Origin of the sequence: Novacetimonas hansenii JCM 7643, assembly GCF_000964405.1 — a bacterium.
Lineage (GTDB): Bacteria > Pseudomonadota > Alphaproteobacteria > Acetobacterales > Acetobacteraceae > Novacetimonas > Novacetimonas hansenii.
This window is the reverse complement of record NZ_BANE01000023.1, coordinates 14,975-33,936: the sequence shown is the minus strand read 5'-3', so window position 1 is coordinate 33,936 and position 18,962 is coordinate 14,975. Positions and strand designations below refer to the sequence as shown.

General features: G+C 59.9%; 15 protein-coding genes. 6 read left to right on the top strand and 9 right to left on the bottom strand.

Annotated elements, in window-relative coordinates:
- Window positions 1-41: 41 nt before the first annotated feature.
- The 3 genes from B7G66_RS01805 to B7G66_RS01795 all read right to left on the bottom strand — a co-directional run bounded on the left by B7G66_RS01805 (window position 42) and on the right by B7G66_RS01795 (window position 6,027).
- Entirely contained in the window at window positions 42-731 is a 690-nt protein-coding gene (locus B7G66_RS01805) for a Fe2+-dependent dioxygenase (RefSeq protein WP_003617791.1), read from the bottom strand.
- A 206-nt stretch (window positions 732-937) separates the two neighbouring features.
- On the bottom strand, window positions 938-3,292 hold the full coding sequence (locus B7G66_RS01800; protein WP_003617789.1) for a TonB-dependent receptor: 2,355 nt from the start codon (window positions 3,290-3,292) through the stop codon (window positions 938-940).
- A 503-nt stretch (window positions 3,293-3,795) separates the two neighbouring features.
- Window positions 3,796-6,027 carry a TonB-dependent receptor gene (locus B7G66_RS01795; protein WP_003617787.1) on the bottom strand — a complete coding sequence of 744 codons (2,232 nt, stop codon included), beginning with the start codon at window positions 6,025-6,027 and terminating at the stop codon, window positions 3,796-3,798.
- A gap of 154 nt (window positions 6,028-6,181) precedes the next feature.
- On the opposite strand from B7G66_RS01795, the gene B7G66_RS01790 reads away from it, so the two are divergent.
- From B7G66_RS01790 to B7G66_RS01765, 6 genes are all read left to right on the top strand, one after another.
- Entirely contained in the window at window positions 6,182-6,472 is a 291-nt protein-coding gene (locus tag B7G66_RS01790) for a hypothetical protein (RefSeq protein ID WP_139312496.1), read from the top strand.
- Complete coding sequence (locus tag B7G66_RS01785) at window positions 6,472-7,953, top strand: PepSY-associated TM helix domain-containing protein (protein ID WP_231106214.1); 1,482 nt, start codon at window positions 6,472-6,474, stop codon at window positions 7,951-7,953. Before B7G66_RS01790 ends, B7G66_RS01785 begins: the two co-directional genes overlap by 1 nt.
- Window positions 7,950-8,213, top strand: coding sequence for a hypothetical protein (locus tag B7G66_RS01780; protein ID WP_003617783.1), 264 nt, complete (start codon window positions 7,950-7,952; stop codon window positions 8,211-8,213). The genes B7G66_RS01785 and B7G66_RS01780 overlap by 4 nt, the downstream gene beginning before the upstream one ends.
- Before the next feature lie 178 nt (window positions 8,214-8,391).
- Complete coding sequence (locus B7G66_RS01775; RefSeq protein ID WP_003617782.1) at window positions 8,392-9,258, top strand: aminotransferase class IV; 867 nt, start codon at window positions 8,392-8,394, stop codon at window positions 9,256-9,258.
- Window positions 9,255-10,328: a DmpA family aminopeptidase gene (locus B7G66_RS01770; protein ID WP_003617781.1), complete on the top strand. Its 1,074-nt coding sequence runs from the start codon at window positions 9,255-9,257 to the stop codon at window positions 10,326-10,328. Before B7G66_RS01775 ends, B7G66_RS01770 begins: the two co-directional genes overlap by 4 nt.
- Window positions 10,329-10,339: 11 nt before the next feature.
- A complete protein-coding gene (locus B7G66_RS01765) occupies window positions 10,340-11,641 on the top strand; it encodes an amidase (protein WP_003617780.1) in 1,302 nt (433 codons plus the stop codon).
- 90 nt (window positions 11,642-11,731) lie between these two features.
- On the opposite strand, the gene B7G66_RS01760 is transcribed toward B7G66_RS01765, so the two are convergent.
- The 6 genes from B7G66_RS01760 to B7G66_RS01735 form a co-directional block, all read right to left on the bottom strand.
- Complete coding sequence (locus B7G66_RS01760; protein ID WP_003617779.1) at window positions 11,732-12,652, bottom strand: LysR family transcriptional regulator; 921 nt, start codon at window positions 12,650-12,652, stop codon at window positions 11,732-11,734.
- Between the two features lie 108 nt (window positions 12,653-12,760).
- Window positions 12,761-13,717 carry an ABC transporter ATP-binding protein gene (locus B7G66_RS01755; RefSeq protein WP_080545496.1) on the bottom strand — a complete coding sequence of 319 codons (957 nt, stop codon included), beginning with the start codon at window positions 13,715-13,717 and terminating at the stop codon, window positions 12,761-12,763.
- Window positions 13,718-13,761: 44 nt separating this feature from the next.
- Window positions 13,762-14,808: an ABC transporter ATP-binding protein gene (locus B7G66_RS01750; protein WP_003617777.1), complete on the bottom strand. Its 1,047-nt coding sequence runs from the start codon at window positions 14,806-14,808 to the stop codon at window positions 13,762-13,764.
- Window positions 14,798-15,772 (bottom strand): ABC transporter permease, encoded by a 975-nt coding sequence (locus B7G66_RS01745; protein WP_003617775.1) that lies wholly within the window; start codon window positions 15,770-15,772, stop codon window positions 14,798-14,800. Before B7G66_RS01745 ends, B7G66_RS01750 begins: the two co-directional genes overlap by 11 nt.
- Before the next feature lie 13 nt (window positions 15,773-15,785).
- A complete protein-coding gene (locus B7G66_RS01740) occupies window positions 15,786-16,790 on the bottom strand; it encodes an ABC transporter permease (protein ID WP_003617774.1) in 1,005 nt (334 codons plus the stop codon).
- Window positions 16,790-18,469: an ABC transporter substrate-binding protein gene (locus tag B7G66_RS01735; RefSeq protein WP_003617773.1), complete on the bottom strand. Its 1,680-nt coding sequence runs from the start codon at window positions 18,467-18,469 to the stop codon at window positions 16,790-16,792. Before B7G66_RS01735 ends, B7G66_RS01740 begins: the two co-directional genes overlap by 1 nt.
- Window positions 18,470-18,962: the final 493 nt, after the last annotated feature.

Here is an 18,962-nt window from a genome sequence, read left to right as displayed (position 1 = left end):
GATTTCAGGATGTTATCGAGCCTGACTTTTCAAACAGTCTCTTACAGGATGCACCACTGCCGCATCAGGTTGTGATAGATGTTCGTCAACCCCAAAACGGCGGGATCATGATCGCCAAGACGTTCACGCAAGGTGATGGTCTGCACATCCAGGTCGAACAGGATGCGCCGACGCGTTTCATCAGCCACCATCGACTGCGACCAGAAAAATGCCGCCAGGCGCGACCCACGCGTAACCGGGGTCACACGGTGCAGGACGGTCGTGGAATACAGCACCAGATCCCCTGCAGGCAGTTTTATTGCCTGTTCGCCCCCCGGATCGGACATGATCAGTTCCCCGCCATCATAATCGTCGGGATCGGACAGGAACAGGGTGGTTGAAACATCCGTGCGGATGCGCGTGTGAATGCCACCCGCATAAATCCCCCGGATGGCATTATCGACATGCGCGCCAAAGGACATCCCCACGTCATAACGGTTAAACAGCGGGGGGCTGACGCGATACGGCAACACCGCGCTGTTGAATGTTGCGTTACGACCAAGCGCACGCAGCACGATATCGCCAAGTTCACGACAGGCGGGGGAATCCTGCGGTAACTGTCGGTTGTTCTTGCTCTTGGCGGATTGTTGCCCGGCGGTTTCGCGTCCGTCCGTCCATTGCGCCGCACGCAGCGTCGCCTGACAGTGGGCAAGTTCCCCGGCATCAAGCAGTCCGGGCACATGTAACAGCATTCGACCTTATCCCCGCATCCGCGCACGCCCTGCCCCACTGGCCGATCGCCCCACGCAGCATGACAAGAAGAGGCTTACACAATCCGATGACAGTCATGAAGAAGTTTTTTGGCGATGTTTTCCAAAAAGCTTCGAAGAATGCCGCCTTTATGAAAAAAGACGACACCCGAAAACGCCTGTCATGAATATGGGCTTTTCAAGCCACCTCAATACTGGGCCGAGACATTGAACAGGAAGGACCGGCCGATGGAAGGCGTGACGCGGTTGGAAAACAGGCTGCCGTAATTCAGGCGGTTATCAAGGTTGTAGGCATTCATCGCCATGCGCCAGTGGTTATTGAAACGATGCGACACCATGGCGTCGAATTCCACCGTTGCCGGCGCACGCGCCGTATTGGCCTGATCCAGCCATACACCCTGCCGCCATGTCAGGCCGCCACCAACCGTCATGTTCCATGGCTTGTGCGGGGCAATTTCATAAGATGTCCATGCCGTTGCCTGATTATGCGGGACATACTGGATCTGTCCCCCCTGCTTGGATGTCGCAGAACCGGCCTTGGTGATTGTCGGATCATACAGCGCATACGTGCCATAGAACATCCAGTTCGGCAGCAACGTCCCAGAAATGCTAAGCTCCAGCCCCTGGTTGCGTTCCTGATCGCTGGTTGCGCTGATATCGCCGGTGTTGGGGTCTGTCTGGATCGAATTGCTCTTGTCCAGACGGAACAGCGCCGCCGTCATGCCGATCCGGTCATGAAAGGCACTGTATTTCGCCCCGATTTCATACAGTGAACTGCGTTCGGGCGCAGCGCTCTGGCTTTTGGCGGTCATCGGTTCGGAACTGTTGGTGACATACATGCTCAACGGTGTCGTGGACTGCGACCAGTTGAAATACACCATCAGGTTGCTGCGCGGTGTATACATGACGCTAACGCTGGGGTTGATGGTCGTCTCGTCCTGCCCATAATGGACATCGGGATATTTCGCGGTATTCCCGCCCGTCGCACTGTAATGACTGTTCCAGTTGTCCCAGCGGAAGCCCGCCTTGACCGACAGGTAATCCGTCAGCCACACCTGATCGGACAGGAAGAAGCCGACATCAAGCGCATCACTATCCTTATAACATTTCTTGCCCACACCGCTGATATTCACAAGGCGGTTCGGATACTGGTTACAATCCCCAAGCACAAGGCCGGGCACATACATCGACGGATTCAACAGGCTGGTGCTGGTACGGTTGCTGCCATAGGCATAGTTCTGTCGATGATCGGTGACATATTCGATATCAAACCCGCCGATGACCTCATGGCGGATACGACCTGTCTTGAAACGCGCCACCCCGGAAAAGACATCCTGTATTGACCAGTCGCTCTGGCGATAGGGTTCAGGACCACCGACACCACCATTACGCGCGACCTGCGCACTTGACGGATTTGCGGAAAAGAAATCCCGGTTACATGTCGCAGAAGGCACGCTTCCGTTTATCACATTGTTGGTATAGGCGGCGGTTCCGGCCGCCATGCTGGAACAGGCTTCCTGGGAGGCGGAGAAATAGCGATGGAAGATCCCGCCGCGCATGTCGTTATAAAGCGTCAGGATCGGACTGACCCGCGCCGTCAGGCGTCCCGTGATCATGTCGTCACTGGTGTTGTCCTGATCATAGGTCGTGCCATACCAGTTGGTACGCCGCACACCATATTCTGTTACCGGACGACCGATGGCCTGTCCGGGTTTATAGACGACAGGCACGCCATAATCAGGAATGCGGTTGTCGTTCTGATGGAAATATTCAAGGATGAACGACACTTTCTTGCCCAGGCCAAAGGCAATCGAAGGTGCAATGCCCCAGCGGTGGGAATAAATATAGTCGCGCCCGACAACATTGTTTTCATTCCCCATGCCCGTCAGGCGGAAGGCGATGCTGTTGGTCAACTGCTGATTGATATCCAGCGTTCCGCGATAGTACGACCCGCTTCCGCCCGAGAAATTGGCCTGATAGGCATTGCCAAGGTGCGGGGCCTTGGTGACGATGTTGATCGCCCCCCCCGTCGTGCCGTTACCGAATACTTCCGACGACGGCCCCTTGATAACGGAGACATGGTCGTAATCAAAACTGTCGCGCGTATAGACCCCGAAATCACGCAGGCCATTTTCATAGATGTCATTCTGCGACTGGAACCCGCGGATCAGGAACTGGTCCCCCGCCATGCCGCCTTCGCCCTCGCCCACTGATGCCGTGATGCCGGGGACGTTCTTCAATGCCTCGTCAAGCGACTTGACGTTCTGCTGCTGCATCAGGATCTGCGGCACGACATTGATGTTCTGCGGCGTATGCATCGCGTCATGCGGCATACGGCTAAGGCCAACCGACTGGCGCAACGCATTCATGGGGGATGCCGTCACCGTCGTATTGTCGTAACGATGGTCGGAAAAAACCCCGTCCGCATCCGGCTGTGCCGCGGTCGATGCGCTGCCGCCGGCCGCCTTGGTCGATTTGGTGGCCGTGGTTGCCGCCGTGCCCCCCGACGCGGTTGACGACGGGACGAATGATGTCCCTGTCATGACCGTGGCGGACGTACTGGCCGTCGTGCCGGCCGTGGCGCCATGCGCGGCCGAAGAACATGCAAGCGCCAATGTCGCGGTTGCCGCAGAAAATGGTCTCAAACGTCTGGGAGGGATCATGGGGGCCATCTTTGTTGTGCGAATAATTATTAATTAAACTTCCACTACTAGAAGTGATTCTGATTCGCAATGCAAAACCGTCATCATTCTGAAATAAGCCGCAACATGCCTCCCGACGCAGCCTGCACACCGCCATAAAAGTCAAAAATTCAGGAGGCTTCGTTTTATTCTGCCATTTTCAAAAAAAACGCCATGCCGCACAAAGCGGTCATGGCGTATCGCAACCGGGCCCAATGATACCAGGCACGCATGGCGGCCCGGGACAGTGTCCCAGCGCCCAGACACCCTGCGTACATCACGCAGATTTCCGACCGATGAATTCTTTAAAATCTATATATTTTCAAATATTTTCGAAATAATTTAAACACACATCCCACGCCCCCTTACAGGTCTGCGGTAAAGGAGAACTTGAACGTGCGCGGCAATCCTTCGAGCAGATAGCCATTGAAAGATGAAGACCAGTACCGGGTATTGGCGAGGTTATCGACACCAAAACGCAGTGTCAGCGGTTTATGGTCGGCGACGAACGTGTACCGCCCTGCAAGGTCAAAACGTGTCCAGACCGGCAGATGCAGCGTATTGGATGTATTGACCATCTGCTTGCCGGTATTGACGACACGCCCCACGACCGTCGCCCCCTTCAGGAACGGCAGGTCATATTCCAGATTTCCGTTGATGGTATAATTAGGAATGCCAATCGCGGTATGACCGTCCTGCAGCCCCCCAGCCGTGCGACGCAGGTCCGCATCAATTACCGTGCCCCCCCCGTTGAAACGCAGGCCCGGCAGGATCTGCCCATTGATGCTGAGTTCGATACCACGATTACGCTGCAACCCATCTTCGACATAGATCGACTGGCTGCTGGTACCGACGGATTTTGAATACGCATTGGGCTGCGAAATCTGGTACACCGCAAGCGAGGCGCTGAAACGGCGGGTTTCATATTTTGCGCCCACCTCATACTGCGTTGATTTATAAGGCGCAAAGACCTGACCCTGATTCAACGTGTCCGACGGCGCGGTCGGCCCCTGTGACAGGCCCTCGATCCGGTTGAAATACAGCGCCGTCTGGCGTGTGGGATGGATGACAAGACCCACAACCGGGGTAATCGCCCCCTCGTCATAATGCGATGTCACAGCCCCACGCCCCGATGCGGCATAACCATATCCGTCGATAAACATGTTCTGGTAACGAAATCCCCCCGTCAGGGCGACACGATCATGAAAAAATGACATCGTGTCAGAGAAAAAGAGGCTGTAAAGCCGCGTGCGGCTGATGGCCTGCGGGTTGTTGACATCACCCCCGCTGAAAGTATTGGCAAGCGGTGTGACCGCAGGGGTGCGATAAATATTCGTTGCAACAGAGGTCAGCGCCATGGAATAGGCGGTATCGGCCTCTTCCCACAGCGACGACCCACCGGCATTGATCTCATGCCGCACGGGCCCGGTACTGAAATGCGCGCGCACCCCGGCACGCAGGCTTTTGTTGGTCTGGACATAGGGCACATACATGCTGCCGATCGTGGCGGCCCCCGTGGCGGCATCGGTCACGGTGGGATTGGCGTAATCCCCCTTCTCATTCCCACCAAGGCCGCCGAATGCGCCATAGACCGTGATATGTTTCGAAAAATCATGTTCGACATTCAACTTTCCGAAAATATAGTTGAGATCGTTATAGGCCCAGCGCTGCCCGAAATTATGCGATGGCGCCACCGCCCGTGGCACCGCCGTCACCCCGGCCCCAAGGAAGATGGCCGGACGACCGCCATTCACCCCCTGATTCTGGAAATTCATATCCAGCGAAATGCGCGTCTTATCATCATGCCAGTCGAAATCGGCCCCCACGGCGGCGGAATGACGGCGTTCATGGTCGATGGAATCCTCTCCATCCTGTCCCGCCACATTCAGGCGAAAGCCAAACGCCTTGTCACGCCCGAAACGCCGCCCGAAATCCACGCTGCCACCGCCCAGGGCATTGCTGGTATAATCCCCCGTCACCCGCGTAATGGGGGTTTGCGTCGCGTGCTTGAACTCAAGGTTGATATTGCCGCCAATGGCCGACCCGCTGGGCGCCGCACCATTAAGAAAGGCACTGGCCCCGTTAAGCACCTGCACCTGGTCATAAAGCTGTGGCGAGACAAGCTGCCGGGGGGTGATGCCGTACAGGCCATCAATCGCCACATCGTCACCATTGACCGGAAAGCCACGGATGACAAACATTTCGGAAAAATTGCCATAGCCATAGGTCGTACGGACCGACGGGTCATTCTCCAGCACCTGACCAAGTGTCTGTGACTGCTGGTTCAGGATCATGCTGGCGTTATAGCTGCGCACGTTGAACGGCACATCCAGGCCCCGCTTGTTCCCAAGCGCGCCAAGGTTCCCACCGGTTGTCACTTCCATTTCATTACGCCGCTTGGCCGTCACGATGATTTTTTCGTCTTTTTGCGCGGCGTCGGATTTCGCGGTGTCGGAATTGTCATCACCGGCCGCGAATGCAGGCACGCAGGGCACAAGGCCACCAATAAAGATCATGGCCGCCAGCCTTGCGACATTGTTCCGGCAGTCAGGGAGCAGGCGGGCACATAACATCATCGGGGCCTCGGATAAAAGCATTTGCGTAGGAGGCCTGATATACGCAAGTGATAGTAAGTCGCAACATCAACACGGCTGTTATGACACGGTTTTCGCAAAAGGCAGCATTTTGTGGCATGAAGATCACATGCGAATGCGTCGCATTTATTTCATATCATGTAAACATGGGACCACCGTGAAGCACGACAAGGCAAAACTGCAATCCAGCCTCCGGGCCGACAGGTTCCGCAACATTCTTCTGTCCTGCGTGCTGTCCTATGTGGTTGCACGCCTTGTGGTGACGGATGCCGGGCTGTGGCATCCATCCCTGCCCGCAGATGCCACAGCCCTGGGCGAAATCATTGCCGTCGCGGGCCTGCCGGCCATGGTGCTGGCCTGTTTCGGCATGCGGACAAGGTATCGCGGATTTACCATGGTCTGTGCCACAGGCTGTGTGGCGGTATTGTGCCTTGTGGTGTTGGCGTGATGCGCGAAACCCCGATGCGCGAAACCCTGCGCACACGGATGGGATGGCTGCATGCCTGGGTGGGGTTCATATGCGGGCTGGTACTGACATGTATCTGCGCCACCGGCACGCTTGCGGTTTTCGATACGGAAATAACACGATGGATGCAGCCAGAAATCCGTATCCCTACCGGCACGTCCCCCACCGATACAGCACTTGACGCGGCGGCGGCAAGTGTGCGCGAACAACAGGCGCGTGGCGTCTTTGCATTCCTGAACCTGCCTTCCGCACGGGCGCCCGCACTCGAAATCCTGCATTATGACGGACATGAATTCGTGGGCGACATGCTTGATCCCCGCACGGGCGCCCTGATTGCGACGCGCGCCACGACGGGGGGGAAATTCTTCTATAATTTCCATTACAGCCTGCGCGGCGGGGGAACGGTGGGGGTGGGTATTGTCAATATCCTTGCGCTGGGACTGCTGGTTGCGGTGGGGGCTGGCCTCATCATCCACCTGCGCGCTCTGGTGCCCGATATCGTCATGCTGCGCCTGTCGGGATCACGTATCCGGGCATGGCTGGATGCACACCTGCTCGCCGGTGTGCTGTTCATGCCATTTACCGTCATGATGGCCTATACCGGCATCCTTGTGCATGCCGACACGATATTACCCGCGCACCTGCACGTCATGACGGCACCGCGCGCGCGGGCCACAGCCCCCCCGGCACAACCTGCCCCCCTTCGGCCTGTAATGACACATATGCGCCCGTTGCTGGATACGGCACGCGCACGCCTGGGCGGCCGGGATTGTGGCTTCATCCTGTTTCTGCCCGACCGGCTGAGCATTTCCGCAAGCGATGCCTCCGGCCCATTCATGACACGTGACCACGTCGATTTCAGCCTGCCTGACGGACGCCTGCTGGGTACGACAGTGACACGCCGCCCCATCGCCATGACCATGCACCTGATACATGGTCTGCATTACGCCCGTTTCGCCCCGCCATCACTACGCTGGCTGTATTTCATGTCCGGCCTTGGCGCGACAGCAGGCATTGCAAGCGGCCTGGTCCTGTTCCTCATGAAACGACGACGCCATTCGGGGCATCGGGCAGAATTCCGGGTGGCGGAAGGATTGACCATCGCCACAATCGTTGGCCTGCCGGTGGGTATCCTGTCCTTTCTGTGGGCCAACCGCATGCTGCCGACGGGCCTGCCGGGACGGGAGGGGGCGGAAATCACCGTATTCTTTTTTACATGGGCAGCCTGCGCGATGCATGGCACGCTGTGGTCAGGCATCGCACGTCCCATGCGGGGATGGCGTGAACAGCTTGTCATGGTTGCGGTGCTGGGGTGTGGACTGCCCGTGCTGGATGCCACATGCACGATGGCGGCATTACGGGCGTCACCTGTCCTTCATGCGGGCATTGATGGCATGGCGGCCCTGTTCGGCCTGATTGCACTGTACTCTTTGGTACGATTGTATAGGGAGCCGGTGGGATGATCCCCCTTCTTGTCATGCTATGGGTCGGGTGTCTGGCATGCCATGCCGCGTTGCAGCCTGCACGCTATCGCCTGCCTGACCTGTCGGCACGATATCGCATCGTCATGGGCCTTGTGCGTGGGGTGGCACCTGCCCTGGCCCTTGGTGTGGCGCTGGCGGCAGGCGTGGTGGTGGGGGTGGTGCTGTGGTGTGCGACATTCTCCGTCGCCGGGCTGATTGTCGCGGCCTGTATCGTGGCATGGTCCATGCGGCGACATTGAAATACGTCCTGAAAACGAATGTACGGAAAACATGAAATTTTCAGATGTTGCCTTGATATAAAGACCGGCGAAGCAGTAACTTTTGAGAATAGGATAGAAGAAAATATCAATTCGACGACTTCCCCTTTCAGGTTCATGATATACCGGCATCAATTTTCGCCCTAGGCCGGAGCATGACATGGGATCACTGATCTATCTGAACGGGGAAATCCAGCCTGCGGAATCAGCCCGGATTTCCCCTTTTGACCGGGCTTTCCTGTTTGGCGAGGGCATTTACGAAGTCTGCATCATCATTAACGGGCAGTTCGTGGACATGGACAGCCACCTTGCGCGACTGGACAGGTCCCTTGGCGCATGCGGCATGACGCCGCCCCCCGAACGCGCGCAGCTACCGCAGATCATGCATGACCTTGCGCATGCCAATGGCATCACGAACGGGTTTGCCTACCTTCAGGTGACGCCCGGTGCGACCCCGCGTTCCTTTACGGCCGTGCCGCAGGGGCGACCGACCGTCATGATCCTGGCGCAGGCACAGGATTTCCTGTCCGCACCGTCCCTGTCACGTGGCATCACGGTGCAGTTGCAACCCGATATCCGCTGGCTGCACCGTGATATCAAGACCACAATGCTGCTGCCACAGGTCATGGCCAAGCGCAGCGCGCTTGCCAACGGCGTGGACGATACCCTGTTCTTTGACGAACTGGGCATTACCGAAGGCTCATCCTCCAACGTGTTCATCGTGGAGGCATCGGGTACGCTGATCACACGCCCCCTTTCGCACCATCTGCTGGCCGGTTGCACGCGCGCGCGTATCATCACGCTGGCGCAGGATGCCGGAATGAAGGTGGAAGAACGCATCATCACACGCGATGAACTGTTGCGCGCGCCAGAGGTCTTCGTCACCAGCGCGACCTACATGATCGTCCCCGTCACCAGCATCGACGGCCATGCCGTGGGGGATGGGCAGACCGGCGAGGTTACGAAACGCCTGCAGGACGCCTACCTTGACTTCATGCGTTCCCTTTCCGCGCCGGCCACACGATGACATACGACAGCCCTGCGACATACGACAGCCCGGCGCGGCGCTTTCGCCTGGGGTGCGGTATCCTGCCACCCGGTCCGCATAACGCCATAACGGATGTTCCCGGCGTACGCGTCGGACACCGCACGATCCGCAATGGCCCCATTCAGACGGGCGTCACATGTATCCTGCCCCATGACGGCGACCTGTTCCGCGACCGTCCGCTTGGCGCGGTGCATGTCTTTAACGGGTTTGGCAAAAGCGTCGGCATGATGCAGGTCGAGGAACTTGGCCAGATTGAAACGCCGATCCTGCTGACCAATACCTTCTCCGTCAGTGCGGGGGCCGAGGCGCTGATCCGTGACGCCATCGGACGCAATCCCGAAATCGGCCGCAGCCTGTCAACGGTCAACCCGTTGGTATTTGAATGCAATGACGGGCGCATCAACGATATACAGGCACTGGCCGTAACGCCAGACGACGCCCTGCAGGCAATACGCGATGCGCAGAGCGGCACGGTCGCGCAAGGTGGGGTCGGGGCGGGTACCGGCATGACGGCATTCGGGTTCAAGGGCGGGATCGGCACGTCCTCGCGCCATGTCGCGGCCGGAACGCACCAGGGCATTCTGGGCGTGCTGGTACTTGCCAATTTCGGCATGCCGGGCGACCTGACCCTGCCGGATGGACGCCGCATCGCACCACCGGCTGCGCCCACCCTGCACGATGAACGCGAACGTGGGTCCGTCATCATGGTTGTCGCAACCGACCTGCCGCTGGATTACCGGCAATTACGCCGGGTCATACGCCGCGCGGGTATAGGTATCGGGCGACTGGGCTCCTTCTGGGGCAACGGCAGCGGCGATATCGCGGTTGGTTTCTGCCCCAGTGTGCGTTTTCACCTGCACGAAACCGAAGGTACCATCACCCGCCCCATGCTGAACGAAGGGCACATCGACATCCTGTTCCGCGCGGTGGCCGAAGCCACACAGGAAGCTGTGCTCAACGCCCTGTGTGCCGCAACCCCTGTTGCGGGACGCAACGGCATGGTGTTCCCGGCCCTGTCGGATGTGCTGACGGCCCATCCACGTCCATGACATATGGCGGCATGACAGCCGACCCCCACAAGGGGGATATCCGTGCGGCACTTGCACGGATGACGGCGCGCGACGCGGATATCCACGCCGTGCGCCATCTCCGCCAAACAGCGGTCATTCAGGAAGCACAGGCCCTCAGCCGCCTGCCTGCACGGCAGCGTGCGGCCCAGACGCTTCATGGCCTGAATATCGCGGTAAAGGACAATATAGATATCGCCGACACCCCCATACAGGGTGGCAGCCGACTGTTCGCCGGGCGCATTGCGACGCGTGATGCGTGGATCATCACCCGTCTGCGCGCGGCAGGGGCGCTGTTTCCCGCCGTGACCAGCATGTGTGAACTGGCATGGGGCACGACGGGCGAAAATGCGGTCGGACCACGCACCCGCAATCCACTTGACACCCGCCTGGACCCAGGGGGGTCAAGCAGCGGGTCCGCCGCCGCCGTGAGCAGGGGCCTCACCATGGCGGCACTGGGCACGGATACCGCCTGTTCCATCCGTTTCCCGGCGCATTGCTGTGGCATCACAGGGTTCAAGCCCACTGCAAAACGCTGGGACATGACCGGCATCATGCCCCTCGTGCCCAGCCTTGACCATGTCGGGCTGCTGACACGCAGCGCACGCGACGCACGGCACCTGTTCCACGCCATCGAACACGACGCCCGCCCGAGCGCGCCCGCACCACGCACGCGGCGTATCGGTATCCGGTGGGAAGGATTTGAAAACTGTGACGTCGGCATCCTCCACGTCATGGGCCAACTTCTGTCTGCACTGCGTGACGAAGACGTCACCATCATGGACTGCACCACGACGCTACATGTCCGGACATTACCTGTCACCATCGCGCTTTTTGCCGAAACATGGCAGGTCTGGGGCGCTGCCGCACACAAAAATCCTGACGCACTTTCCCCCACACTGCGCGAACGCCTGCTGCGCAAAAGTTCTGTTTCCTTAAGTGAGATCGAGGATGCGCGCCGTGAACAGGCCGCCATCAGCGTGGAAATGGATCACGTGCTGTCAACGTGCGACCTGCTGCTTGAACCCACGGCCCAGGTGACCGCCCTGCCCCCTGCGGCGATGACGCCTGAACATCCCATGCTGGCATCACGCAACTGCACCTTGACGAATATCAGCGGCCATCCCTCCATCAGCATCCCGTGCGCGGAAGATCGCGAAGGCCGCCCTGTCGGCGTGCTGTTAAGCGCACAGCGCGGCAATGACCAGGCCTTGCTGGAACATGCCATATGGCTTGAGGACCTGATTGACCGGCAGGGACTGCGCCGAATTTTTCCGGCCCGCGTTATATCCTGAAACCATTCATGGTCATCAATATTTTTCGAAACATTATATATATTTCAAACATTTTTTAAAATCATGACACGAAACCCGACACATACCCCATCACCCATGGGCCGGGGCAAACCTGTTCGCGCGTGAGGTGAACACGTCCCACACCTGGTCACAGACCGGGCGTTGCGCATTGGCATGGCGATAAAGGCGTGTCTCCACCGTCAACACCAGCGCGGGATCATCGGTAACGGATACCAAAAGCCCCATATCGAGTTCATCGCGGATCAACCTTTCAGGCAGCCACGCCACCCCCCATCCCGCCCGCGCCATGGACATCAACCCGACCGACAGCGTGTCTTCGCAGACGACCCGCCGCCGAAAGGCATCATGTTTTGCAAAAAGCTTTGACAGGGCAACGCCAAAAAATGATTCATCGCCATAGCTCAGGTAATCGACGGCTTCCGCATTGGCCATGGCGTGGCTGACCCGTGCCTTCAGTTCCGGCGCACATACAGGCAATACACGCTCCGTCCCCAGACAGACGAAGGGAAACAGCGCCGGGTCAAGGTGAAACGGCACAAGCGGATGGGCATAGGTCAGGAAAAAATCCGCCCCACCCGTGACCAGCCTGTTAAGGTTATCCTCGATCCCGCCAAGGTCTGGCGTCACCTTCAGGCGCGCCATGGACGGCATGTTCTCACGGCTGCCGAAATAATGCGGGATCAGCGTCAGCGCCAGCGTATGAAGCGCGGCGATGGTCACGACCTCGCACCGTGATGATGGACAGACACTGCGCTGCGCCCTGTAGAAGGCGGAGACGATCTCCGTCGCTTCCTCCAGGAACCGCCTGCCCTCCGCCGTCAGTTCCGCAGGGTAGCTGACCCTGTTGACAAGGGATGCACCCGCCCACTGTTCGAGTTGGCGGATACGCTTGGAGAAGGCAGGCTGGCTGACATTGCGTTCACGCGCCGCACGCGAAAAGCTGAGGGTACGTGAAAGGCATACGAAATCTTCCAGCCATTTCAGTTCCACAATACCGTCCTTTCCGGTTCATGCCGACCGCACGGGACGAAAATAGCATATATTCGTGCGAAATCCGCAAATCCCATTTCCACGGCATGATGAACGCAGCGCGGCGCGTCAGCCGCGTGAAAGCGGGAAATGACACGCGACATCGTGTCCTGGGCCAATGGGGCGCAGGGTGGGTTCCTCCACCCGGCAGCGTTCCTGCACATGGGGGCAGCGTGTATGGAACCGGCATGCCGCCGGGCGTGCGATCGGGCTGGGAATATCACCGCCAAGCGGGACGGCGCGCATGCCCCCCACCACCGGGCGCGGCACGGCGGCGGTCAACGCAGCGGAATAGGGATGCGCCGGATGGTGCAGCACATCGTCCGTCGCACCAAGTTCGACCACCGCGCCAAGGTACATCACCGCGACACGCGTAGAAATCTGGCGCACCACGGCAAGGTCATGCGCGACGAAAACATAGGTCAGCCCCAGACGTGCCTGCAGGTCCATGAACAGGTTGACGATCTGCGCCTGCACCGACACATCCAGTGCCGAAACCGGTTCATCGGCCACAACCAGACGTGGCGACAGTGTCAGCGCGCGGGCAATGTTGATGCGCTGGCGCTGACCACCGGAGAATTCGTGGGCATAGCGGTTGAGTGCCGCACGCGGCAGGCTGACGAGTTCCATCAGTTCATGCAGGCGCGCGGCAATTTCGGCCGCCGAACGCCTGCGCCCCCCCGCATCGGGATGCACCCGCAACGGTTCCGCCAGCAGATCGCCAATGCGCCGCCGGGGGTTGAGCGAGGCATAGGAATCCTGGAACACCATCTGCATGCGCGGCCGCAGCGGACGCAGGGCGCGTTCGCCAAGGGCGGTGATATCGCGCCCTTCGAACAGGATCTGCCCAGACGTCACATCCATCAACCGCAGCAGGCACCGCCCCAGCGTGGACTTGCCACATCCCGATTCCCCCACCAGACCCAGCACCTCCCCCGGCATGACCGACAGGGAAATGCCGTCCACCGCCTTGAGCGTCTGCCCACGCGCCAGAGCATAGGTCTTGCGCAGGTCGCGCACCTCCATCAGGGGGGGGGCATCATCTGGCGTCATTGCGGTCAACCGTGCGCTCATGCGGGGGCGTCCTGCGTGGTGGGGGCGGCCACATGCCGCGGCGACAGGGGACGGCCTTCGGTCGGCAGGACACAGGCCGCTTCCTGCCCGGCGCCAACCGGGATCAGGGGCGGCGGGACAAAACGGCAGCTTTCATGCACATAATCGCAACGCGGGTCAAAGGCGCAGCCCGCCGGGCGGTCCAACGGCGCAGGCGGCGCGCCCGCGATGGTCGGCAGGCGTTCAGGCCGTGGCCCGTCCAACGGCGGGATGGAAGCCAGAAGGGCCGCCGTATAAGGATGGCCCGGATGCGCGAACAAGAGGTCCGTCGGCCCGGTTTCCGCCACCCGTCCTGAATACAGCACCAGCGTACTGTCACAGGTTTCCGCCACCACGCCCATATCATGCGTAATCATCAGGACCGAAGACCCATGTGTCGCACGCAACGAACGGACAAGTTCGAGGATCTGCGCCTGCACGGTCACATCCAGCGCCGTGGTCGGTTCATCGGCGATCAGCAGGGCAGGATTGCATGACAGCGCCATGGCGATCATCGCACGCTGGCGCAGCCCCCCTGACAACTGGTGCGGATAACGGTTGGCCGTGCGTGCAGGATCGGGCACTCCCATTTCCCCCAGCAGTTGCACCGTGCGCGCACGCGCCTGCCGGCGTGTGACGCGTTCATGCGCGCGGATCTGCTCGTCAATCTGCCAGCCAATGGTATAAACGGGGGTAAACGCCGTCATCGGGTCCTGAAAGATCATGGCGATCTGCTTGCCCCGCAGGCGCCGCATCCGTGCAGGCGGCAGGCCCACAAGTTCCTGCCCGCGAAACAGGGCGGAGCCGGTGATACGCACGCCCGGACTGTCGATCAGCCCCATGATCGCCATGGCCGTCACGGATTTTCCCGACCCGGATTCCCCCACCAGCCCAAGGATCTCACGCTCACCCAGCGTAAAGGACACATGCTCGACAATCGGGATCATGCGTCCGCCCGAAGGGAAGCTGACACACAGGTCGCGCACCTCCAGCAATGGCACGGGGCGGGATATCTCAGCGGCCATCACGCACCCTCGGGTCAAGAAACACATACAGCAGGTCCACCGCCGCGTTCGCCATCACCACGAAGACGGCGGAATACATCACGGTTGCCATGATGACCGGCAGGTCGAGGTTGTTCAGCGCCTGATATGTCAGGTGCCCCACACCGGGCAGGCCAAACACAACCTCCGTCAACAGCGCGCCACCGCCAACAAGCTGCGCAAAATCCAGCCCGAACAAGGATACGAACGTAATCATGGATGTCCGCAGCCCATGCCACAGCAGGATGCGCACCGGCGACAGCCCCTTGGCGCGTGCGGTGCGTATGAAATCCTCCCCCGCCAGCGCCACAAGGTCAGAGCGCAGGACACGGCTGTAGATCCCGATGAACATCACCGCCAGCACGATCCATGGAATCACCAGCGCACGGAACCAGCCCAGCGGGCTTTCGCCAAACGGCACGTATCCCAGTCCCGGCACCCATGAAAACAGCCATGTGTCGTGATAACGGCTTTGCGTTACAAGGTTGGTCACCTGCCCCAGCCAGAAGACCGGCATGGAAATCCCCACCAGCCCGGCCATCATCAGGGTCCGGTCCACCCATGTATCCTTCATCGCCGCCGCCAGCGTTCCCATCGCGACCGATACCACAACCCAGATCAGCGCCGCCCCACACACAAGCGATGCCGTGACCGGGGCCGCGCGCAGGATTTCCGGCACCACAAGTTCACCGCGATCGACATAGGACGCAAGGTCGCGCGTGATGAACAGCTTTTTCATCATCGTGGCGTACTGCACCGGCAGGGGCCGGTCGAAACCATATTCCCGGCGCACCTTCTCCATCACGGCGGGGGAGGCATTGCGCCCGGCGATGCGCGCCGTGGGGTCCGCCCCCGGCGTTACGAAGAACACCACGAACACCAGCGCGGAAATCCCGAACAGCACGAAAAGCGTCTGTCCCAGCCGACGCAGCAGGGCAAGCATCATGGCCACGCTCCCTTCACGACGAACGCCGCGCCGCGTCACGCACATCCAGCGCATCACGCAACCCGTCGCCCAGGATATTGAGCGCCAGCACAACCACCACGATCGCAAGGCCCGGCGCGACCGCCACCATGGGACGGGTATAGATCAGCCCTTCGCCATCCTGGATGATGGTGCCCCATGACGCCGCGGGCGCCTGCACGCCAAGCGACAGGAACGACAGCGCGCTTTCCGCCAGCAGCGACAGCGCCATCAGCAGCGGGCCAAGCATCACCAGCGTGGTCGTGACATTGGGCAGGATGTCACGCACGACAATACGCCAGCGCGGCACGCCAAGGCAGCGCGCGGCCGTGACGAATTCGGCCTGCCGCAACGCCATGACACGCCCACGTATCGGCCGCGCGGCATAGGGCACATAGACAAGTGCGATGATGAAGATGGGGATCAGCAGGCTGTCGGCCCGTACCGTGACCGGCCCGACCCGCAGCCCGTGGCTGACGGTGACGATCGAAAGGGAGATCGCAAACAGATAGACCGGCACCGCCCACATGATATCCATCATACGCGACAGCAGCGCATCCACGACCCCGCCAGAAAATCCTGCGACAATGCCCGCCATGGCCGCCAGCACAAGGCACACCACCGCCGCACAGGACGAGACCAGAAGGGAATCCCGCCCCCCGTACAGCAGCCGTGACGCAAGGTCGCGCCCCTGGCTGTCCGCACCCAGCAGATAGGTCGCATGCCATGTCGGCCCGATCGGGCTGAGGCCAAGATGCAGCGGGTTGTCATTGGGCTGCATAATATCCACCTCATGCCCGTCCAGCACGATGCTGCCCGCCACATTTGATGTGAACGGGTCCGTATGCGCGACATGATGGGCGTAAAGCGGCGCCAGCATGCATGCCAGCGTCACCAGCGCCAACGTCGCCAGCGCCGCCATAGCGGAACGGTTGCGCGCGATGGAGCGCATGGCCTGCCGCCATGGGCCTGCGGGCGGCGCGGGAAGATCCTGTGCCATTACCGCACCCACGCCCGCGCGACGAGCATGTGATAGAGGGTATGGTAGGCATAATTTCCCAGACGGGCGGAAACCAGGTCTACATCCTTGATGGCAAGAAGGGGCACGGCGGGTTCATCACTGTTAAGCATGTTGGAAGCCTGACGCCACAGGGCCATGCGCACGGGATCGCGTGGTTCCTGTAACGCCCGATGCATGACGGCATCAAGGGCGGGATTGCAATAGCCGGGAATGTTGATCGAATTGTCGGAATGCGGGTGAAAGCTGGAGCAGGCAAACAGCAGATACACAAAGTTGGAGGGCGAGGGATAATCGCCAAACCAGCTTGTCAGGCTGATCTGCACATTGTTGGCACTGTTCTGGATATAGGAAAACTGCACTCCCCGGCTGATCTCACGCACAGATGCCCTGTAGCCGATCTGTTGCAGCCGGTCACGCATCCATGCCCCGATCCCACGCTGTGTTGAATCCGTCTGCACGACGATGGTCACGGCCTGTCCCTGCGTCCCGCTTTTCATGACAAGGTCGCGCGCCCGGTCCAGGTCGGGCCGGGGCCAGCCGGACATGCCGGATGCAGATACAGCCGGCAGCGTATAGGGACATTGCCCCACCGGCGGCAGCACATTGGGCGGCGCCATGTCGCACATCGGGGTCGCCACAGCCGGACCGCCATAGAAGATGGCCGCCGCATGCCGGTCAAGCGCCCATGCCACGGCCTGTCGTGCCATGGCATTGTCAAACGGCGCGATATGAACATTGAGCGGCACATAGACGATATGCAGCGACGGGTTGATATGCACCCGATCGGGGAAACGCGCCCCAAGTTCGCCCAGCCGGTCGAGGGGCTTGACCTCGAACATCCAGTCATCATGCCCGGCCTCCACCGACGTGACTTCGTCCTCGTCACGCAGGCCGAAACGGTAGATTATCGTATCGACATAGCCTTCGGGCTGCGCGGCGTCGCTCCAGACGTGAAAATACGGATTGCGCGCAAGGTGCAAAGACTGTTGCGGGTCATAGGAGACAACGCGATAGGCGCCCGTCCCCGCCACAGGCACCGTGCCAACATCATGGTCAGGTGTGTCGGCAGGCAAAATCACGGCATGGGGATAGGCCAGCTTGGTCAGGAACTCTGCATCGGGTTCGACAAGGTGGAACGTGATGCGCCCGGTCGCCGGGTCCACCTCCATCCCTTCGGACAGGGTGCAGGCATGGGGCTGGCGCAGGCAGTCATGCGCGCCGACGATATTTTCATAAAAACTGCTGGCCGTGGGACTGCCGACGCGGAAGATGCGTTGGAAAGAGGCCTGCACGTCCTGTACCCGCACGGGCCGCCCGTCGGAAAAGCGGATGCCAGGACGCAGGTAGAATGTCCACGTCCTGCCCCCATCCTCTGGCTGGGGCAATGCCGTGGCCAGATCCGGCACGACCTCGTCCCCGGCCGCGCCCCCCGCCTTGCGATAGGTCAGGAGCCCATCATAAACGGCGGAAAAAATCTGCAGGTAAACCGGTGTGTAATGCAGTTGCGGGTCCAGCGTCCCGCCAGAAGTGCTGCCCAGCAGGCGGAGTTCCCCCCCATGGTGATCCTGCCCCGCCGCCTGCGCCGTAACGCACAGGGCGAACATGGCCGGCAGGAGAACCAGCAGGTGACGGAACACGTAACGCGCGCACAACGACATTAATCGCAACTATTCATGCCCCAAACATCACTGGTGGTGACATGCCTGCAATCCGGCCCCACGGCAGGCCATGACCCACACGCGCCGAAAGAAGCATTTACGAAAACCCCTGATCCCACAACATTGGGTTACACAATACCCGTCCTGTCGATATGGTTGCGTCCCCGTACTGACGCACGATGGATTCAGGCAGGCATGTGGTCCTGCCCCAGGGCCGGGACAGCTATTGTTACCAGACTGTACTGGATTGGCCGTAATATCCAATTCCATCTGGTCATGGGTACATAACCAGCAGTTATGCCATGGCGTACCCGATGGGCACACACGCGTGACATTTTGTTATCCAATTGATATTAAACAATTATATTAAATATCCCCATAAATAATGCGACATTCCCGCCACAGTGCGTCTCCTTAACCCACAGCTAATGAAAACGGGGCGTATTTGGAATTGACATAAAACCATCACCACTGAAATAGTCTGCTGGACATT

What these genes read in the sequence shown, in the direction of transcription:
- B7G66_RS01805 (WP_003617791.1), bottom strand. Translation starts at nt 731, where the DNA reads ATGCTGTTACATGTGCCCGGACTGCTTGATGCCGGGGAACTTGCCCAC.
- B7G66_RS01800 (WP_003617789.1), bottom strand. Translation starts at nt 3,292, where the DNA reads ATGACAGGGACATCATTCGTCCCGTCGTCAACCGCGTCGGGGGGCACG.
- B7G66_RS01795 (WP_003617787.1), bottom strand. Translation starts at nt 6,027, where the DNA reads ATGCTTTTATCCGAGGCCCCGATGATGTTATGTGCCCGCCTGCTCCCT.
- B7G66_RS01785 (WP_231106214.1), top strand. Translation starts at nt 6,472, where the DNA reads ATGCGCGAAACCCCGATGCGCGAAACCCTGCGCACACGGATGGGATGG.
- B7G66_RS01780 (WP_003617783.1), top strand. Translation starts at nt 7,950, where the DNA reads ATGATCCCCCTTCTTGTCATGCTATGGGTCGGGTGTCTGGCATGCCAT.
- B7G66_RS01775 (WP_003617782.1), top strand. Translation starts at nt 8,392, where the DNA reads ATGGGATCACTGATCTATCTGAACGGGGAAATCCAGCCTGCGGAATCA.
- B7G66_RS01770 (WP_003617781.1), top strand. Translation starts at nt 9,255, where the DNA reads ATGACATACGACAGCCCTGCGACATACGACAGCCCGGCGCGGCGCTTT.
- B7G66_RS01765 (WP_003617780.1), top strand. Translation starts at nt 10,340, where the DNA reads ATGACAGCCGACCCCCACAAGGGGGATATCCGTGCGGCACTTGCACGG.
- B7G66_RS01755 (WP_080545496.1), bottom strand. Translation starts at nt 13,717, where the DNA reads ATGGAGGTGCGCGACCTGCGCAAGACCTATGCTCTGGCGCGTGGGCAG.
- B7G66_RS01750 (WP_003617777.1), bottom strand. Translation starts at nt 14,808, where the DNA reads ATGGCCGCTGAGATATCCCGCCCCGTGCCATTGCTGGAGGTGCGCGAC.
- B7G66_RS01745 (WP_003617775.1), bottom strand. Translation starts at nt 15,772, where the DNA reads ATGATGCTTGCCCTGCTGCGTCGGCTGGGACAGACGCTTTTCGTGCTG.
- B7G66_RS01740 (WP_003617774.1), bottom strand. Translation starts at nt 16,790, where the DNA reads ATGGCACAGGATCTTCCCGCGCCGCCCGCAGGCCCATGGCGGCAGGCC.
- B7G66_RS01735 (WP_003617773.1), bottom strand. Translation starts at nt 18,469, where the DNA reads ATGTCGTTGTGCGCGCGTTACGTGTTCCGTCACCTGCTGGTTCTCCTG.